The following is a 17,616-nucleotide window of genomic DNA, read 5'->3' as shown; positions in this document are numbered from 1 at the left end:
ATGGCCGGTCAGGTACAGGCGCTGCGCCGGAGGATCCGGACGGTCAAGTCGACCAAGAAGATCACCAAGGCGCAGGAGCTCGTCGCCACGAGCCGCATCGGTAAGGCGCAGGAGCGGGTTGCCGCTTCCCGCCCCTACGCCGACGCGATCACGGACGTGCTGACGGCGCTGGCCAGCAACGCGAACCTCGACCACCCGCTGCTGGCGCCGCGCACCCCGGTCCGCCGGGCCGGCGTGCTCGTCGTCACCAGCGACCGGGGGCTGTGCGGCGGCTACAACGCCAACGCGCTGCGCACCGCGGAGCAGCTGATCGCCAAGCTGCGCGGGGAGGGCAAGCAGGTCGCGCTGTACGTCGCCGGTCGCAAGGGCGTGGCGTACTACCGCTTCCGCGGTCGTGAGATCGCCGGGAGCTGGACGGGCTTCTCCGAGCAGCCGCGCTACGAGAACGCGTCGGAGATCGGCGAGACGCTCATCCAGGCCTTCGTCAACGGCGCCGACGACTCGGCCGACGGCCCGGGCCCGGACGGCATTCTCGGCATCGACGAGCTGTACATGGTGCACACGCAGTTCCGCTCCCTGATGACCCAGACCCCGGTCGCGCGGATCGTCGCGCCGATGGAGGTCGAGGAGACCGAGGTCAGCGGGCCACTGCCGGCGTACGAGTTCGAGCCGGAGGCCGAGGCGCTGCTCGAGGCGCTGCTGCCGAAGTACATCAACACGCGCATCTTCGCGGCGTTGCTGGACTCGGCGGCCAGCGAGTCGGCCGCCCGCCGCCGCGCCATGAAGAGCGCCTCCGACAACGCCGACGACCTGCTGAAGCGGTACACCCGCGAGATGAACTCCGCGCGGCAGGCGGCGATCACCCAGGAAATCAGCGAGATCGTCGGCGGCGCCAACGCGCTGGCGGCGGCGGGAAGTGATGTGTGATGACTGCACCAGCAGACACGAAGACCGCGGTCGGCCGCGTGGTCCGGGTCATCGGCCCGGTCGTCGACGCCGAGTTCCCGCGTGACGCCATGCCCGACATCTACAACGCGCTCCACGTCGACGTGACCCTCTCCGAGGGCACGAAGAAGCTGACGCTCGAGGTTGCCCAGCACCTCGGCGACAACATGGTGCGCGCGATCTCCATGCAGCCCACCGACGGCCTGATCCGCGGGGCCGAGGTGCGCGACACCGGCGCGGGCATCTCGGTGCCGGTCGGCGACGTGACCAAGGGCCACGTGTTCAACGCGCTCGGCGAGGTGCTCAACGCCGACGAGTCGAAGCTGGAGATCAAGGACCGCTGGGAGATCCACCGCTCGGCGCCGAAGTTCGCCGAGCTCGAGCCGAAGACCGAGATGCTGGAGACCGGCATCAAGGTCCTCGACCTGCTCGCGCCCTACGTGCGCGGTGGCAAGATCGGCCTGTTCGGCGGCGCCGGCGTGGGCAAGACGGTGCTCATCCAGGAGATGATCACCCGTGTCGCCCGCAACTTCGGTGGTACGTCGGTCTTCGCCGGCGTGGGTGAGCGCACCCGTGAGGGCAACGACCTCATCCTGGAGATGGCCGAGGGTGGCGTTCTGGACAAGACCGCGCTGGTCTTCGGCCAGATGGACGAGCCCCCGGGCACCCGGCTGCGCGTCGCGCTCTCCGCGCTGACCATGGCGGAGTACTTCCGTGACGTGCAGAACCAGGAGGTGCTGCTCTTCATCGACAACATCTTCCGGTTCACGCAGGCCGGCTCCGAGGTCTCGACGCTGCTCGGCCGTATGCCGAGCGCCGTCGGTTACCAGCCGACCCTGGCCGACGAGATGGGTCTGCTGCAGGAGCGCATCACCTCCGTGCGGGGCAAGGCCATCACCTCGCTCCAGGCGATCTACGTGCCCGCCGACGACTACACCGACCCGGCGCCGGCCACCACGTTCGCCCACCTCGACGCGACGACCAACCTCGAGCGGTCGATCTCGGACAAGGGCATCTACCCGGCCGTCGACCCGCTGGCGTCCTCCTCGCGCATTCTCGCGCCGGAGTTCGTCGGCATCGAGCACTACACGGTCGCCCGCGAGGTGCAGCGGATCCTGCAGAAGTACAAGGACCTGCAGGACATCATCGCCATCCTCGGTATGGACGAGCTGTCCGAAGAGGACAAGGTGACGGTCGCCCGGGCCCGCCGCATCGAGCGGTTCCTGTCGCAGAACACCTACGCCGCGGAGCAGTTCACGAGCATCCCGGGCTCGACCGTCCCCCTCAAGGAGACGATCGAGGCGTTCAAGAAGATCTCCGAGGGCGAGTACGACCACTTCCCCGAGCAGGCGTTCTTCATGTGCGGTGGCCTCGAGGACCTCGAGAAGAAGGCGCACGAGCTGATGAAGGACTGACCTTCGTCGGTCTTCGGGAGGGCGCGTCGCCGGTCCGGTGGCGCGCCTTCTCCTTTGTTGATGAACCATCTGCAATTTTCGGCAAAGCCACTTCGCTGGGCGGTGACGTGCGTCACGCTCTGAAGTGTTCGAGCCGAGACTCCGCGCGCGGCGCGGCAAGGGCGCTTCACCAGGTGTGCCAACGTGGTGAGGCCCACTGCTCGGCGCGTCGGATCATTGACTAGACTCGTCCAAACCGAATCGCGCACACGAGGAGTAACTAGCGTGGCGAGGCAGCTGCACGTGGAGCTCGTAGCCGTCGAGGAAAAAGTGTGGTCCGGCGACGCGGACATGGTCGTGGCGCGCACGACGGAGGGTGAACTCGGCGTCCTCTACGGCCACGAACCGCTCCTGGGCCAGCTCGCCGAAGAGGGCCAGGTGCGCATCAAGCAGAACGGTCAGGAACTCGCGTACGACGTCGCCGGCGGGTTCATCTCCGTCTCCGGCACCGGCGTGACGGTCCTCGCCGAGAGCTGCACCCCCGCCACCGCCTCCGCAGCGCACTGACGGCCGGGCGGCGCAGGTGAGGATCGTCGAGGGCATCGGCATCGCGGTCCTGATCCTGCTCGCCGCCCTGGCGGTGCTGTTCCTGCGCCGCCTCGTGATCGCGCGGCAGGGCGGCACCATCGAGCTCGGCGTCCGCCTGAGCACCATCATCCCCGGCCGCGGCTGGTCGGCCGGGCTCGCCCGGTTCGCCGGCGATGAGTTGCGGTGGTATCGCATCTTCAGCTTCTGGCCGGGCCCGCGCCGAGTGCTTTCCCGGCGCGGGCTCGCCGTCGACCGCCGCCGTGCCCCGGACGCGGCCGAGCTGCTCGTGCTGCCGCCGGACTGGGTGATCGTCCGGTGCGTCAGCCGCCAGTCGCCCGTCGAGATCGCGATGGCGGAGCGAGCCCTGACCGGCTTCCTGTCCTGGGTCGAGGCGGCGCCCCCGGGGGAATCGACCCCGGAGACGCGGCCGTACCGCTACAAGGCGAGCTGAGCCTGCCTACCGCTCGCCGCCGGGCACCCACTTCACGTCCCCGCCCGGGTTGGCCGCGCGGCACAGGATGAACAGCAGGTCCGACAGGCGGTTGAGGTACTGCAGCGCGATCTCGTTGGTCCGTCGCGCATCGGCCTCCCAGAGCGCCCAGGCGCTGCGCTCGGCCCGCCGGGCCACCGTCCGGGCCACGTGCAGCAGCGCGGCGCCGGGGGTGCCGCCGGGCAGGATGAAGGAGTCCAGCTTGGGCAGCTCCTCGTTGAACTCGTCACACCACTGCTCCAGGCGCTCCACCTGCTCGGCCGTCACGCGCAGCGGCGGGTGCGGCGGGTCGGCCGCGATGGGGTTGCACAGATCCGCCCCGACGTCGAAGAGGTCGTTCTGCACGGCCCGGAGCACCGTCGCGATCCGCTCGTCGAGCGCGCCCAGCGCGATCGCGGCGCCGATCGCGGCGTTGGTCTCGTCGACGTCGGCGTACGCGACCAGGCGCGGGTCGGTCTTCGACACCCGCGAGAAGTCGCCCAGTCCCGTCGTGCCGGTGTCGCCGGTCTTCGTGTAGATCCGCGTGAGGTGAATGGCCATGGTTTTCACGGTACGGAATCCCCCTACGATGACGGACGTGGACGTGATCCGTGTGATGGGCGGCGCCCGGCTGGCCGGTGACGTATCCGTGGTCGGGGCGAAGAACTCGGCCCTCAAGCTGATGGCGGCAGCGCTGCTCGCCACCGGTCGCAGCGTGCTGACGAACGTGCCGCGCATCACCGACATCGCCATCATGGCGGAGGTGCTGCGCCGGCTCGGTTGCGAGGTCGAGCAGGACGAGGACCGCGTGACCATCGACGTGCCGGAGGAGCTCGGCACCGAGGCCGACTACGACCTCGTGCGCCGCCTGCGCGCCTCGATCTGCGTGCTCGGCCCGCTGCTGGCCCGCCGCGGCCACGTGCGCGTGGCGCACCCCGGCGGCGACGCGATCGGCTCCCGCGGCCTGGACATGCACGTCGAGGGCCTGCGCCGGATGGGCGCCGACATCTCGGGCGAGCACGGCTTCGTCATCGCCACCGCCCCGAAGCTGCACGGCGCCACCATCTGGCTGGACTTCCCGAGCGTCGGCGCGACCGAGAACCTGCTCATGGCGGCCGTGCTCGCGGGCGGCCGCACCGAGATCGACAACGCCGCTCGCGAGCCCGAGATCGTGGACATCTGCCGCATGCTGACCGACATGGGCGCCGACATCCAGGGGGCGGGCTCCTCGCGCCTGGTCGTGCAGGGCGTGCCGGAGCTGCACCCGGTCGAGCACCGCACCGTCGGCGACCGGATCGTGGCCGGCACCTGGGCCTTCGCGGCCGCCATGACCCGCGGCGACGTGACCGTGCACGGCATCGACCCGGCGTTCCTGGAGATCGCGCTGGACAAGGTCGTGACCGCCGGCGGCGAGGTGACCACCGCGCCGGACTCGTTCCGCGTGGTGATGCCGGGCCGCCCGAAGGCGGTCGACGTGGTGACCCTGCCCTTCCCGGGCTTCGCGACGGACCTGCTGCCGATGGCGGTGGGACTGGCGTCGGTCTCGGAGGGCTCGTCGCTGGTGACCGAGAACATCTTCGACGGGCGCTTCATGTTCATCAACGAGATGTCCCGCCTCGGCGCGGACATCCGCACCGACGGGCACCACGCGGTCGTGCGGGGCAAGGACCGGCTGTCGGGGGCCCCGGTCACGGCCACGGACATCCGCGCGGGGGCCGGGCTGGCGATCGCCGGGCTGTGCGCGGACGGTGTCACGGAGATCCGTCACGTGCACCACATCGACCGCGGGTACCCGAGCTTCGAGTCCGACCTGCGCGCCCTGGGCGTGGAGGTCGAGCGCTCCGTCGCCCCGCCGGACCAGTTCGACTTCTGACCGGCTACCCGACCCGGAAGAGCCGGTCGGCGGGGTCGACCACGGCGGGCAGCGCCGCGCCGGGCCGCAGGGCCGGGTCGTCGGGGCGGATCGTGTCGGCCTCGAAGGTGGCGAACCCGGGGCCGCTGATGCGCAGGCGGAGCTCCAGGCCCGGGTCCTCGCCGCCGAGGTGGTTCGCCACCGTCAGGATCTCGGCCGTCGCGGGGACGCCGGCGGCGGCAAGGCGGCGCGCGTCGCGGCGCGAGCGGGCGACGAGCCGCCAGCCGAAGACGCCGAAGCCGACCCCGGCGACCGTCGTCAGCAGGTCGCCGGCCAGCAGGCCCCAGAAGTCCTTGGGCGACAGGGGCGGGCCGAGCGTCAGGGCGCCGGTGAGCAGGATCGGTCCCGGCAGGCAGATGCCCAGGAACAGGATCCGGCTCAGCAGCGCGCCGATCGGGCCGATGCGGGTTTCCGCCTCGCGGGGCGTATTCATCACCGTCGCACCGTAGCGCGGCGGGGCTAGGAACTGAGCGGCTAGGAACTGATCAGCCTCCGGGCGCGGTCCAGCTCGTCGGCGAAGACGAGGATGCGCACCATGCCGTCCCGGCCCGTGGCCAGGGTCGCGCGGACGCCGTTGCTGCGCAGGCGGTCCCGCACGTCGCGCGCGAAGGCCAGGTCGCCCACCATCGAGACCGTGCGGAGCAGGCCGTAGTCGACCGAGGGGCGCGGCGGGGGCGAGGCCGGGACGCCGTACTTCAGCAGGCGGATGATGAGCAGCAGCGCGGCCAGCACGCCGGCGGAGGCGGCCCAGCCCGCGAGGTACATGAGGGGCACATCCACAGTCTGCCACCAGTTGATCACGTATCGGAGTCTTCTACACGTACTCGTGAGCGCCTACGGCCGCGGGCACCACGGGCACCGCGGCCGGGACGGTGAAACTGAAGCGGCTGCCCCCGCCGGGGTTGTCGGTCACCGCGATCGTGCCGCCGTGCCGGTCCACGATGCGGCGGCAGATCGCGAGGCCGAGGCCGGTCCCGCCGTACGACTGCCCGGCGTGCGCCCGGTGGAACGACTCGAACACGTGCGGCTTGTCCGCGTCGGGGATGCCGATCCCGCGGTCGGCGACCTCCACCCGGATCCAGCCCGGGCCGGACGGCTGGGCGCTGATGTCGATCTTGGGCACGCGGCCCGGCCGCACGTACTTGAGCGCGTTGCCGACCAGGTTGTCCAGCACGTGCCGCAGCATCGCGGGGTCGGCCTCGACGCGGGGGAGCGTCCCGACGTACACGTCCGGCCGCACCCGCAGGTGCCCGACCCGCTCCGCGACGACGTCGGCCACGAGTTCGCCGAGGTCCACCTCGCACGGCTTGAGGGCGGCGTCGCGTGCGGTGACGTACGCGAGCAGATCGTCGATCAGGCGCCGCATCCGCACCACGCCCGCCCCGACGCGCTCGAGGCTGTCGTAGGCCTGCTCGGGCCGGTCCGGCAGCGCGTCGCGGCCCATCTCCGCGTGCGCGCCGATGACGGTCAGCGGGTTCTTGAGGTCGTGCGCGACGATCCCGGCGAACGCGGCGAGGTCGGCCTCCCGCTCGCGGGCCTCGGTGATGTCGTGGAACACCACGATCGCCCGGCGCTGCCCGTCGTGGTCCAGCGGCCGCCCGCTGACCGACAGGAACACCCCGTCGGGCCGGTCCGGGCCGCGCAGGATCATCTCGACGCGGTCGGTGGACTCGCCGGCGAGGGCGCGCACGAGGGGCAGTTGGTCCGCCGGGAACTCGGTGACGCCGTCGGGCCGCAGGAAGCGCGACGCTCCCGACTCGTCGCCGTCGAGGGTCCGCCCGAGCATGGCCTGGGCGGCCGGGTTGTGCACGATGAAGACCCCGTCGGCGTCGACCACCCCGACGCCGTCGCTGATGCGGTCCAGAACGCCGTTGAGCAGCGCGAGCTGGTTGTCGGCGGTGCGCTGGGCCGCGCGCAGCCCCGCGGTCGCGGTCACGACCCGCTCCTCGGCCCGCCCTCGTGCGCCCGCGAGCGCCCACAGCATCGCGCACACGAGCAGCGTGAGCAGGGTGCCGCCGAGCCCGACGACGAGCGGCAGGATCGGCGCCGAGCCGCCCATCTTCGCCGCGTCGACCGAGACGACCAGCCGCCACTCCCGGTTGGCGATCTGCACGTGCAGGTCGCGGTGGATGTCCGGGTGCTGGCCGGCCTGGTGCAGCCGGGCGACGAGGCTCTCCTGGCCGCCCCCGTTCTGCGCCCACAGCTCGGCGTCGGCCTGCCCCTGGGTCGCGCGTGTGAGCACCCCGCCGATGAAGTCCTGGCCGCGCAGGCCGAGCACGACCCAGCCCTTGAACTCGCGCCGTCCGTCCGGGGCCGGATCGCCGTACGCGGGCGCGGCGAGCACGAACGACAGCTGCTGCCGGTCGGCGGGCAGGCCGCGGTCGCGCAGCAGCACGTACGTGTCGGAGACGGCCGCCTCGCCGGAGCGGCGCGACTCCCACAGCGCGGTGGTCGGCTCGGCCGCCTGGGACAGGTCGGTGCCGGCGGGCAGGACGGCCGAGGCGTCCAGCGGGCGGCTGAAGATGGTGAAGAGGTGCTCGCGGCCGTTGCCCTGGGGGTGCAGCTGCAGGTCGGAGACGCCGCGGTCGCGCCAGTACCGCTGGACCGAGGCGACCTGGGTGTCGTCCGCGGCGACGAGGAAGACCAGCGAGGTCGCGCCGACGAGCCCGGCCTGGCGCAGCGGGGCGGTGGTCGCGGCGAAGTCGTCGGCGGTGAGCTCGTCGTGCGAGCCGACGGCGGCGGCGACCGTGCGCAGCGTGTCGAGGTAGCGGTGGATCTCCGAGCGCACGGACGCGTCGGAGAGCACGGCCGCGCGGTCCAGGACGCCGTGCGCGCGCTCCCGCTGCCCGTCGCGGATGGCGTGCGCGGCCTGCCACGACGCGCCGAGGCCGAGCGCGAGCACGAGCGCGATCGCCAGGGCACCGGTGCGGCCGACCCGGCGGACCGCCTTGCCGAGCCGACCCGTCACCCAACGCTGATCGGCAGTGAACGGGTGCAATTCAGGATTTTTGCTCGGGTCCGCGGTGGTGCGGACCGTCGCTCCCGCCAGGAATCCCGGCGTCCGCGGTGGCAAGAACCGTTCGCTCGCGCTTCGTTCGCCCGTGTTCGCTCAGTCGCCGGCGTTCGTCCGGCCGGTACCGTTCGTTGCGCCGCTCGCCTTCGTCCGGCCGCGTCCGTTCGTTCGCTCGCGTTCGCTCCGTCGCGTTCGGCCGATCCCGTTCGTTCGCTCAGTCGCGTTCGGCCGGTCGCGTTCGTTCGGTCAGTCGCGTTCGGTCCAGCGGAACGTCAGCAGGCACAGCGCGAGCCCGAGCACGATCCAGCCGCCGAGCACGAGCGCGATCGTGCCGTGCTGCCAGCTGCCCGCGGGCTCCTGGGCCGCGAACGAGTCGGGCAGGAACACCGAGCGCATCCCCTGGGTCATCCACTTGAGCGGGAAGACCGAGGCGATCCCGCGCATCCAGCTCGGCAGCTCCGTGTACTGGAAGAACACCCCGGAGATGAACTGCAGCACGATCGCCACGGGGGTCACGACGGCCGGGCCGCTGCGGCCCGAGCGCGCGAGCGAGGAGAACGCGATCCCGCACAGCGTGCAGGCGGTGATGCCCAGCAGCGCCACCCAGACGAACGTCAGCCACTTCTCGCCGGTGGCGGGCAGCTTGACGCCGAAGAAGAGGGTCGCGGCCGTGACGAGCAGGACCGTCTCGACGAGGCCGATGGCCAGCACCATGACGATCTTGCCGATGAAGTAGGCGGCCCGGGGCATCGGCGTGCCGCGCAGCCGCTTGAGGATGCCCTTCTCCCGCTCGATCGGGATCTGGATGGCCAGGCTCTGGAACCCGGTGGCGAGCAGGCCCGCGGCGATCATGCCGGCCGCGAAGTACTGGGTGAAGGTGACCCCGGGCGCGATCTCGCCGCCGAAAACCGCGCCGAACACGCACAGCAGGATCAGCGGGAAGGCGAGGGTGAAGACCACCGACTCGCGGCTGCGCAGGAACTGCTTGATCTCCAGGCCGCCCCGCAGGAGGCCGAGCCGCAGGGTGGTCATTCCTTGCTCACTTCTTGGGGGCTGCCGATCATCCGCAGGTACACATCCTCGAGGCTCGGTCTGGTGACGGTCAGGCCCGGCACCTCGCCGCCGAACTGCTCGGCCAGGCGCGCGACCACGGCGGTCGGGCTGTCGGTGCGCTCGCTGCGCGGGCCGTCGGGGGAGTGCCAGCCGACCGTGGCGCCGCCGTCGCCGCGGCCGCCGAGCCGTCCGGGCGTGTCGACGGCGATGAGCTTCCCGCCGGCCAGCACGCCCACGCGGTCGGCCAGGGCCTCGGCCTCGTCGAGGTAGTGGGTGGTGAGCAGGATCGTGGTCCCGGCCTTGGCGAGCTCGCGGATCAGCCCCCAGAACTCCCGGCGCGCCTCCGGGTCGAAGCCGGTCGTCGGCTCGTCGAGGAACAGCAGCTCGGGCCGGCCGACGATGCCCAGGGCGACGTCGAGCCGGCGCTTCTGGCCGCCGGAGAGCGTCCGCGTGCGGGCGTTCTGCTTCTCGGCGAGCCCGACGCGCGTGATGATCTCGTCCGGGTCGGCGGCGGAGGGGTAGTAGTTCGCGAAGTGGTGGACGACCTCGCGCGCGGTCAGGTCGTCGAACTCGCCGGTGCTCTGCAGCACGACGCCGACCCGCGCCCGCCAGGCCGCGTCCCCGCGCTGCGGGTCGATGCCCAGCACCGCGACCTCGCCGGACGTGCGGTGCCGGAACCCCTCGAGGATCTCGACCGTCGTCGTCTTGCCGGCGCCGTTCGGGCCGAGCAGCGCGAACACCTCGCCGTCGCGCACGTCGAGGTCGACCCCGTCGACGGCCACCGCCTTGCCGTAGGCCTTGCGCAGGCCGCGCACCGTGATCGCATCCGCCACGGCACTCACTCTAGTGGGGTGACAACTTTCACCGGCGACCCCTGGTTACCCTTCAGTAGGGTGCTGCGTATGGTCGATGAGAGGCTTCCCGAACGCGACCGTCCCTGGGTCATGCGAACCTATGCCGGCCACTCCTCGGCGGCCGCCTCCAACGCCCTGTTCCGCCGCAACCTGGCCAAGGGCCAGACCGGCCTGTCGGTGGCGTTCGACCTGCCCACGCAGACCGGCTACGACCCCGACGCCGAGCTCGCGCGGGGCGAGGTGGGCCGCGTCGGGGTGCCGGTCGCACACCTCGGCGACATGCGCGAGCTCTTCGGCGGCATCGACCTCGAGCGCGCCAACACCTCGATGACGATCAACGCCACGGCGATGTGGCTGCTCGCGCTCTACGTGACCTGCGCCCGGGAGCAGGGCGTCGAGCTCGCCCGGCTGGCGGGGACGACGCAGAACGACATCGTGAAGGAGTACCTCTCCCGCGGCACGCACATCTTCCCGCCCAGGCCGTCGCTGCGCCTGACCACGGACACGATCGCGTGGACCGTCGCGAACTGCCCGCGCTGGAACCCGGTCAACATCTGCTCGTACCACCTCCAGGAGGCCGGGGCCACCCCGGTGCAGGAGGTGGCCTTCGCGCTGGCGACCGCGATCGCCGTGCTCGACGCCGTGCGCGACTCCGGCCAGGTGGCGCCCGAGCGCTTCGGCGACGTGGTGGCCCGGATCTCGTTCTTCGTCAACGCCTCCGTGCGCTTCGTCGAGGAGACGGCGAAGATGCGCGCCTTCACGGCGATGTGGGACCGGCTCACGGAATCCCGCTACGGGGTGGCTGATGCTTCGGCGCGCCGGTTCCGGTACGGCGTCCAGGTCAACTCGCTCGGCCTGACCGAGGCCCAGCCCGAGAACAACGTGCAGCGCATCGTGCTGGAGATGCTCGGCGTGACCCTCTCCCGCGGCGCCCGGGCCCGGGCCGTGCAGCTGCCGGCCTGGAACGAGGCGCTGGGCCTGCCGCGGCCGTGGGACCAGCAGTGGTCGCTGCGCATGCAGCAGGTGCTCGCGTTCGAGTCGGATCTGCTGGAGTACCCGGACCTGTTCGAGGGTTCGAAGGTCATGGACGCCCTGGTCGGCGAGATCGTCGAGGGCGCGACCGAGGAGCTGGAGCGGGTCCTGGACATGGGCGGGGTGGTCGCGGCCGTCGAGTCCGGCTACCTCAAGAGCGCCCTGGTCGCCTCCCTGGCCGAGCGCCGCGCCCGCCTGGAGCGCGGCGACGACGTGGTCGTGGGCGTGAACCGTTTCACCGAGACCGAGCCGTCCCCGCTCCTGGCCGCGGGCGCGGCCGCGATCGAGCAGATCGACCCGGCCGTGGAGCAGGCCGCGGTGGCCGCGATCGCCGCATGGCGCTCCGCCCGCGGCGACGTAACGTCGTGCCTGGAGGCCCTGCGCGCGGCCGCGTCCGGCGACGGCAACCTGATGGAGGCCACGCTTGCGTGCGTCGAGGCGGGCGTGACCACCGGCGAGTGGGCGGGCACGCTGCGCGAGGTGTTCGGCGAGTACCGTGCCCCGACCGGCCTGACCGCCACGCTCTCGACGCCGACGGCGAACATGGACGCGGTCCGCGCCCGCGTGCGCCGCACCGCCGAGGACCTCGGCACCGGCCGCCTGCGCATGCTGGTCGGCAAGCCCGGGCTGGACGGCCACTCCAACGGCGCGGAACAGATCGCGGTGCGGGCGCGCGATGCGGGCTTCGAGGTGGTGTACCAGGGGATTCGGCTCACACCGGCGCAGATCGTGGCGGCGGCTGTTGAGGAGGACGTGGACCTGGTGGGGCTCTCGGTGCTGTCGGGCTCCCACCTGGCCGCGGTGGCGTCGGTGCTGTCGGGCCTGCGCGAGTCGGGGCTGGGCGACCTGCCTGTGGTGGTGGGCGGGATCATTCCGCCCGGGGACGCGGAGACCTTGCGCTCGTCGGGCGTGGCGCGCGTCTTCACCCCGAAGGACTTCGCCATCACGGATGTGGTGGACGAACTCGTGACCGTGGTGCGGGAGGCGCACAACCTCTGACTGTTTTTCCCCGAAAAGTCCGACACTTCGTGATCGGACTTTTCGCATTTATACCCCGTCAGGGGATAAATGCGATTCATGCCGATTTCCGAGACGGTCCTCGGCCGATCTCGCGCTTTCGCCGCCGGTCGTGCTGGTGCTGGCGTTTGTCGCCGGGTGTTTCGGGCTCGTGCCCGGGCGACCCGCCGCGCGGCAACGGCTTGTCGTGGCGCGCTGGCTCGTTGTGACGCGCTGCTCGTTGTGACGCATTGCTTGGCGTGGTGCTGGATTAGCCGTAGCCGTAGCCGTAGCCGCAGCCGCAGGCGGCCAGCGGCGATGGCGTGGTGCGCGGCGGCGGGGTGTGCGCCGGTCGCGGCGAGCGGCTGCGGCGTCCGGGCAAGCGGTGTGCGGGCGGCCGTGCGGTGTGCGGGTGGCGAGCGTGCGGAACGTGGCGCGGTGTGCCGTGGCGGCCGTGCGGTGTGCGGCGGCGGGGTGTGCGCCGGGCGCGGCGAGCGGCTGCGGCGTCCGGGCAAGCGGTGTGCGGGCGGCGGGCGTGTGGAGGTGGCGCGGTGTGCGGCGGCGCGGTGTGCGGCTGCGGCGTGCAGGGGCGGCGTGCGGCTGCGGGGCGCGCGATGGGAGTACGGCGTGCGGCGGTGGCTCGGCGCTTCCGCGGTGGTCGGCGGCCCGGGAGGGCCCGTGGCGCGCCGGTGTCAGAAGAGCGTCAGCTCGTCCTTCTGCACGCCGCGCAGCGCGTTGTAGTCCAGCACGACGCACCGGATGCCGCGGTCCTCGGCCAGGACCCGGGCCTGCGGCTTGATCTCCTGCGCCGCGAAGATCCCGGACACGGGCGCGAGCAGGGGATCGCGGCCGAGCAGCTCGAGGTACCGGGTCAGCTGCTCCACCCCGTCGATCTCGCCGCGGCGCTTGATCTCGACCGCCACGGTCGCGCCCTCGCCGTTGCGGCAGAGCAGGTCGACGGGGCCGATCGCCGTCATGTACTCGCGGCGGACCAGCGTGAAGCCCACCCCCAGCGTCTCCGGCGCCGCCGCCAGCAGCTCCTGCAGGTGCGCCTCCACCCCGTCCTTGACCAGGCCCGGGTCGACGCCCAGCTCGTGCGAGCTGTCGTGCAGGATCTCCTCGATCGTGATGCGCAGCTCCTCGCCGCCCTTGTTGACCACGCGCCAGAGGCCGTCGGACTCCTCGAGCCGGCAGGGCGGGCTCATCCAGTTCAGCGGCTTGTACGCCCGGTCGTCGGCGTGGATCGAGATCGACCCGTCGGCCTTGATGAGCAGCAGGCGGGTCGCGGGCGGGAGGTGAGCCGTGAGCCGGCCGATGTAATCGACCGAGCACTTGGCGATGACGAGACGCACGGCCGACAGCCTAACCCGCCCACCCGGTGGGACTGGCAACCCGATGTCATGCTTTAGGAGTGTTGGAGTCATTGACGGGTCTCGGCCTCGCCACATCGGCCGGGCTCAACGCCTATATCCCGTTGCTGGCGATCGGCGTGCTCGCGCGGTACACAGAGCTGATCACGCTGCCGTCGAACTGGCAGTGGATGGAGAACGGCTGGACCCTGACGATCGTCGCGATCCTGCTGGCGATCGAGTTCGTCGCCGACAAGGTGCCGATGCTCGACCACGTCAACGACGTCATCCAGACGTTCATCCGCCCGACCGCCGGCGGCCTGGCCTTCGGCGCCGCGTCGAGCTCCGAGACGGTCACGGTCACCGACCCGGGTTCGTTCTTCACGAGCCATCAATGGGTGCCGATAGTCGTCGGCGGCGCGATATCCCTGGGCGTGCACGGGATGAAGGCCGTGTCCCGGCCGGTCATCAACGCCACGACGGTCGGCTTCGGCGCCCCGATCGTGAGCACCATCGAGGACTTCTTCAGCGTCTTCCTGTCGGTGATCGCGATCGTCCTGCCGATCGTGGTCCTGCTCTTCATGCTGCTGCTGTTCCTGGGCTTCGGCTGGCTGCTGCGGCGCCGGAAGAAGCGCAAGGAGGAGAAGGCCGCCGCGAAGTGGGCCGCCGCCCAGGGATACCGCCCGGCCCCTTAGCGCCTCGGCCCCCAAGCGCGCCCTATTTGCTGCGGCCGTGCACGAGTTTCACCACGCGCACGATCTGCTGCATGGTCTTCTCGGTGCGGTCGAACGTCATCGCCGCCAGCACCGTCGGGCCCCGCCGCTTCACGATCGCCTTCGGGCGGGTGAACTCGCGCAGGCCGTCCGCGCCGTGGATGCGGCCGAAGCCGGAGTTCCCCACGCCGCCGAAGGGCAGGGTGGGCATGCCGGCGAAGGTGAGCGTCGAGTTGATCGAGGTCATGCCCGAGCGGACCTGGCGGGCGAGGGCGAGGCCCTGGGACTTGGAGAAGATCGCGCCGCCCAGGCCGTAGCCGGTGCTGTTGGCCCGGCGGACGCCCTCGGCCGCGTCGCGGACCCGCGCGACGGTGAGCGTCGGGCCGAAGGTCTCCTCCTGCACCGCCGCGGCGTCCTCGGGCACGTCCACCAGGATCGTCGGGCTGACGAAGGGCGGCTGGACGGCCTCCGCGCCGCCGAGGACCGCGCGGCCGCCGCGGGTGAGGGCGTCCTCGATGTGCCGGCGGATGATGTCGATCTGCGACGGCATGGTGATCGGGCCGATGTCCGAGTCCGGCTCCGCCCCGACGCTGAGCTTCGCCGCGCGCGCCACCACGCGGTTGAGGAAGTCGTCGAAGACCGGCTCGGCGACGTACACCCGCTCGATCCCGACGCACGTCTGACCGGCGTTGGTCAGCCCGCCCCACACGCAGGAGGCGGCGGCCGCGTCCAGGTCGGCATCGGCCGCCACGACCATCGCGTCCTTGCCGCCGCACTCCAGCAGGACCGGGGTGAGGGACTCGGCGGCCGCGGCCATGACCTTCTTGCCGGTGGCGGTCGAGCCGGTGAACGCGATCTTGTCGACCCCGCTGCGGCACAGGGCGGCGCCCACGTCGCCGAGGCCGTGCACGATCTGCAGCACCGGGTGCTCGGGGACGACCTCGTGGAAGCGGTCCACGAACCACTGCCCGACGGCCGGGGTGTACTCACTGGGCTTGAACACCACCGCGTTGCCGGCCGCGAGCGCGTAGGCGATCGAGCCCATCGGCGTCAGGATCGGGTAGTTCCACGGCCCGATGACCCCGATCACGCCGAAGGGGAGGTACTCGAGGTACGACGCGTGCTCCTTGAGCAGGATGGAGCTGCCCACCCGCCGCCGGCCCAGCACCTTGCGGGCGTGCTGCGCGGCCCACGCGATGTGGTCGATCGCCGCGATGGCCTCCACGAGCGCGTCGGCCCGCGGCTTGCCGCCCTCCCGGTGCATGAGCGCCGCCAGCTCGTCCAGGCGGTTGGTGAGCACACTGCGGAACGCCAGCAGGCGCTGCTTGCGCCCGCCGAACCCGAGTCCACCCCACCACGCGGCCGCGTCACGCGCGCGGGCCACCGCGTCGGTGAGAGAATCGGTGGAGGCGACCGGGAAGCGGCCGACCTCCTCGCCCGTGGCGGGGTTGGTCGAGATCAGCGAGCCCTCGTCGATGGCGGGGACGCCGGGCGTTCGCGTGACGGTCATGGCGCGAGTGTAAACCCGGAAATTACTCACGAGTAGGCCCTGATCGGCCGTCGAAATGCGGTGCGCGCCTCCGACCATCGGGTACTACGACCGCAGGAGGAACCGTGAAGACCGAGAAGCTCGACGTACCCGGCGCGACCCTGTACTACGAAGTGCGCGGCAATGGCCCGGTGCTGCTGCTGATCTGCGGCGGCATCTACGACGCCGAGGGCTTCGCGGCCCTGGCCGACCGGCTCGCCGGCGAGTACACCGTGGTCACCTACGACCGGCGCGGCAACTCGCGCAGCGTGCTCGACGGGGCGCCGGCCGAGATCATCCTCGAGGAGCAGGCCGACGACGCGTACCGCGTGCTGGGCGCGGTCGGCGTGACCGAGGACGAGCCGGCCGTCGTGTTCGGCAACAGCTCGGGCGCGGTGATCGCGCTGGAGCTCGCGGCGCGCTTCCCGGGCATGGTCCGCACGGTCGTCGCGCACGAGCCGCCCCTGTTCGAGCTGCTGCCCGACTTCGACTACTGGCGCAGCGTGATGACCGAGGTGTCCGACGCCTACCGCGACGGTGGCGTCGGGGCCGCGATGGGCGTCTTCGGCGCGGCCATGGACATGCACGGCGACGACGGCACGCCCGCGACCCCGCCCTCGCCCGAGTTCGCGGCGCGGATGGCGGCGAACGTGGAGTTCTTCGTGCAGTACGAGATCCCGCCCGTCGCCACGTTCGTGCCCGACCTGGACGGCCTGCGCTCGGGCGCGGTGCGGATCGTGCCCGCCGTGGGCGCGGCGAGCATGGGGGAGCCGCCCAACCGGTCCGCCCGTGAGCTCGGCGCGCGCCTGGAGGTCGCGGTGGCCGAGTTCCCCGGCGGGCACGGCGGCTTCGGCGACGCGGGGCCCTTCGCGGCGAAGCTCAAAGAGGTGCTGTCGTCGTAAGACGACAAGAGCAAAGGCCATGACTCGGGTCCGCCGGGGTGCGGACCGTCGCTCCCGCCAGACACCGCTCGGCGCTGGCGCGCCGTCGCTGCCAGGCTCGCCGCTGGTCACCCACCCCGATCGGCCGTCAGTCCTTCGGCACCCCGGCGCTCAGGAAGCGTGCTCCTTGATGATCCGCTCGGCCACGGCGACGGGGTCGGCGAGCCGGCCCTCCGCGGGCGCGTCGACCCACCGCTGCTGGCCCGGGAAGTAGGCCCCCGAGGCGGCCGCGCGCCGGATGTTCTCCTGCATGTGCGTGTCCATCTGGCCGGGGTCGATGTTCACGACGCTGATCTTCTCGTCGTCGCGCGTCTGCGAGGCCACGGCGTCGAAGAAGGTCTCGCCGGCCGCCTTCGTGGTGCAGTACAGCGCCCAGCCGTCGATGATCCGGTGCGCCGCGCCCGAGGAGACGAACAGCAGCCGCTTGCGCGCGTCGGCCGGGGCGGCCCGCAGGAACGTGTTGGTGAGCACGGCCGGGGCGGTGAGGTTGACCGCGATCGCGTTGGTGATGGCCTGGGTGGTGAGCCGGCCGACGGCGCCGATGGGCTCGACGACGGCGGCGTTGTGGATCAGCACGGCCTCGTCGGCATCGCGCAGGAACCCGCGCATGATGTCGTGGTCCGGCAGCCAGTGCGCGTCCGCGATGTCGGTCGAGAACAGCGTGACGTCCCCGGGCCGTTCGTCGCGCAAGAGTTGCTGCTGTTCGCTGAAGTGCCGCCCGATCGCGAGGACCCGATCGCCGCGCGAGATGGACACGTCGAAGAGAGCGGCCCCCAGGCCGCGGGATACCCCGGTGATCACGACGGCACGCATGCGGTCACTCTATTCC

At 71.8% G+C, this 17,616-nt stretch carries 17 protein-coding genes; 8 read left to right on the top strand and 9 right to left on the bottom strand.

Annotated elements, in window-relative coordinates; translation table 11 throughout:
• From ABT369_RS27540 to ABT369_RS27525, 4 genes are all read left to right on the top strand, one after another.
• On the top strand, nt 1–927 hold the full coding sequence (locus ABT369_RS27540; protein WP_350616159.1) for a F0F1 ATP synthase subunit gamma: 927 nt from the start codon (nt 1–3) through the stop codon (nt 925–927).
• Complete coding sequence (atpD, locus tag ABT369_RS27535) at nt 927–2,360, top strand: F0F1 ATP synthase subunit beta (protein ID WP_350616158.1); 1,434 nt, start codon at nt 927–929, stop codon at nt 2,358–2,360. Before ABT369_RS27540 ends, atpD begins: the two co-directional genes overlap by 1 nt.
• A gap of 264 nt (nt 2,361–2,624) precedes the next feature.
• Nucleotides 2,625–2,906, top strand: a complete 282-nt coding sequence (locus ABT369_RS27530; RefSeq protein WP_350616156.1) for a F0F1 ATP synthase subunit epsilon — start codon at nt 2,625–2,627, stop codon at nt 2,904–2,906.
• Nucleotides 2,907–2,922: 16 nt separating this feature from the next.
• The gene (locus ABT369_RS27525; RefSeq protein WP_350616154.1) at nt 2,923–3,378 is read left to right on the top strand and encodes a DUF2550 domain-containing protein; all 456 of its coding nucleotides are present in this window, start codon (nt 2,923–2,925) and stop codon (nt 3,376–3,378) included.
• 6 nt (nt 3,379–3,384) lie between these two features.
• Here the strand turns inward: ABT369_RS27525 and ABT369_RS27520 are convergent, their stop codons facing one another.
• A complete protein-coding gene (locus ABT369_RS27520) occupies nt 3,385–3,957 on the bottom strand; it encodes a cob(I)yrinic acid a,c-diamide adenosyltransferase (protein ID WP_350616152.1) in 573 nt (190 codons plus the stop codon).
• 28 nt (nt 3,958–3,985) lie between these two features.
• On the opposite strand from ABT369_RS27520, the gene murA reads away from it, so the two are divergent.
• Nucleotides 3,986–5,269 (top strand): UDP-N-acetylglucosamine 1-carboxyvinyltransferase, encoded by a 1,284-nt coding sequence (murA, locus tag ABT369_RS27515; protein WP_350616150.1) that lies wholly within the window; start codon nt 3,986–3,988, stop codon nt 5,267–5,269.
• Between the two features lie 4 nt (nt 5,270–5,273).
• Here murA and ABT369_RS27510 read toward each other — a convergent pair whose 3' ends face one another.
• The 5 genes from ABT369_RS27510 to ABT369_RS27490 form a co-directional block, all read right to left on the bottom strand.
• Nucleotides 5,274–5,744 (bottom strand): hypothetical protein, encoded by a 471-nt coding sequence (locus ABT369_RS27510; protein ID WP_350616149.1) that lies wholly within the window; start codon nt 5,742–5,744, stop codon nt 5,274–5,276.
• 38 nt (nt 5,745–5,782) lie between these two features.
• Complete coding sequence (locus ABT369_RS27505) at nt 5,783–6,109, bottom strand: hypothetical protein (protein ID WP_350616147.1); 327 nt, start codon at nt 6,107–6,109, stop codon at nt 5,783–5,785.
• Between the two features lie 13 nt (nt 6,110–6,122).
• Nucleotides 6,123–8,276, bottom strand: coding sequence for an ATP-binding protein (locus ABT369_RS27500; protein ID WP_350616145.1), 2,154 nt, complete (start codon nt 8,274–8,276; stop codon nt 6,123–6,125).
• Between the two features lie 291 nt (nt 8,277–8,567).
• On the bottom strand, nt 8,568–9,353 hold the full coding sequence (locus ABT369_RS27495) for an ABC transporter permease (RefSeq protein WP_350616143.1): 786 nt from the start codon (nt 9,351–9,353) through the stop codon (nt 8,568–8,570).
• A complete protein-coding gene (locus ABT369_RS27490; protein WP_350616141.1) occupies nt 9,350–10,207 on the bottom strand; it encodes an ABC transporter ATP-binding protein in 858 nt (285 codons plus the stop codon). Before ABT369_RS27490 ends, ABT369_RS27495 begins: the two co-directional genes overlap by 4 nt.
• A 69-nt stretch (nt 10,208–10,276) precedes the next feature.
• Between ABT369_RS27490 and ABT369_RS27485 the strand changes: the two genes are divergently transcribed.
• A complete protein-coding gene (locus tag ABT369_RS27485; protein WP_350616140.1) occupies nt 10,277–12,259 on the top strand; it encodes an ethylmalonyl-CoA mutase in 1,983 nt (660 codons plus the stop codon).
• A 689-nt stretch (nt 12,260–12,948) separates the two neighbouring features.
• On the opposite strand, the gene nucS is transcribed toward ABT369_RS27485, so the two are convergent.
• Nucleotides 12,949–13,608: an endonuclease NucS gene (gene nucS, locus ABT369_RS27480; RefSeq protein ID WP_350616138.1), complete on the bottom strand. Its 660-nt coding sequence runs from the start codon at nt 13,606–13,608 to the stop codon at nt 12,949–12,951.
• Between the two features lie 59 nt (nt 13,609–13,667).
• On the opposite strand from nucS, the gene ABT369_RS27475 reads away from it, so the two are divergent.
• Entirely contained in the window at nt 13,668–14,300 is a 633-nt protein-coding gene (locus ABT369_RS27475) for a DUF4126 domain-containing protein (RefSeq protein WP_350616136.1), read from the top strand.
• A gap of 22 nt (nt 14,301–14,322) precedes the next feature.
• On the opposite strand, the gene ABT369_RS27470 is transcribed toward ABT369_RS27475, so the two are convergent.
• Complete coding sequence (locus ABT369_RS27470; protein ID WP_350616135.1) at nt 14,323–15,828, bottom strand: aldehyde dehydrogenase family protein; 1,506 nt, start codon at nt 15,826–15,828, stop codon at nt 14,323–14,325.
• 104 nt (nt 15,829–15,932) lie between these two features.
• Between ABT369_RS27470 and ABT369_RS27465 the strand changes: the two genes are divergently transcribed.
• Entirely contained in the window at nt 15,933–16,748 is an 816-nt protein-coding gene (locus ABT369_RS27465) for an alpha/beta fold hydrolase (protein WP_350616133.1), read from the top strand.
• A gap of 150 nt (nt 16,749–16,898) precedes the next feature.
• On the opposite strand, the gene ABT369_RS27460 is transcribed toward ABT369_RS27465, so the two are convergent.
• On the bottom strand, nt 16,899–17,600 hold the full coding sequence (locus ABT369_RS27460; RefSeq protein ID WP_350616131.1) for an SDR family NAD(P)-dependent oxidoreductase: 702 nt from the start codon (nt 17,598–17,600) through the stop codon (nt 16,899–16,901).
• Nucleotides 17,601–17,616: the final 16 nt, after the last annotated feature.

Source organism: Dactylosporangium sp. NPDC000244, assembly GCF_040300725.1.
GTDB lineage: Bacteria > Actinomycetota > Actinomycetes > Mycobacteriales > Micromonosporaceae > Dactylosporangium.
This window is presented reverse-complemented; position numbering and strand designations above follow the sequence as displayed.

Excerpts from the sequence above, each read along its gene's own strand:
- ABT369_RS27495 (WP_350616143.1), bottom strand. The coding sequence starts at position 9,353 with ATGACCACCCTGCGGCTCGGCCTCCTGCGGGGCGGCCTGGAGATCAAG.
- atpD (WP_350616158.1), top strand. The coding sequence starts at position 927 with ATGACTGCACCAGCAGACACGAAGACCGCGGTCGGCCGCGTGGTCCGG.
- ABT369_RS27470 (WP_350616135.1), bottom strand. The coding sequence starts at position 15,828 with ATGACCGTCACGCGAACGCCCGGCGTCCCCGCCATCGACGAGGGCTCG.
- ABT369_RS27485 (WP_350616140.1), top strand. The coding sequence starts at position 10,277 with ATGGTCGATGAGAGGCTTCCCGAACGCGACCGTCCCTGGGTCATGCGA.
- murA (WP_350616150.1), top strand. The coding sequence starts at position 3,986 with ATGACGGACGTGGACGTGATCCGTGTGATGGGCGGCGCCCGGCTGGCC.
- ABT369_RS27520 (WP_350616152.1), bottom strand. The coding sequence starts at position 3,957 with ATGGCCATTCACCTCACGCGGATCTACACGAAGACCGGCGACACCGGC.
- ABT369_RS27460 (WP_350616131.1), bottom strand. The coding sequence starts at position 17,600 with ATGCGTGCCGTCGTGATCACCGGGGTATCCCGCGGCCTGGGGGCCGCT.
- ABT369_RS27540 (WP_350616159.1), top strand. The coding sequence starts at position 1 with ATGGCCGGTCAGGTACAGGCGCTGCGCCGGAGGATCCGGACGGTCAAG.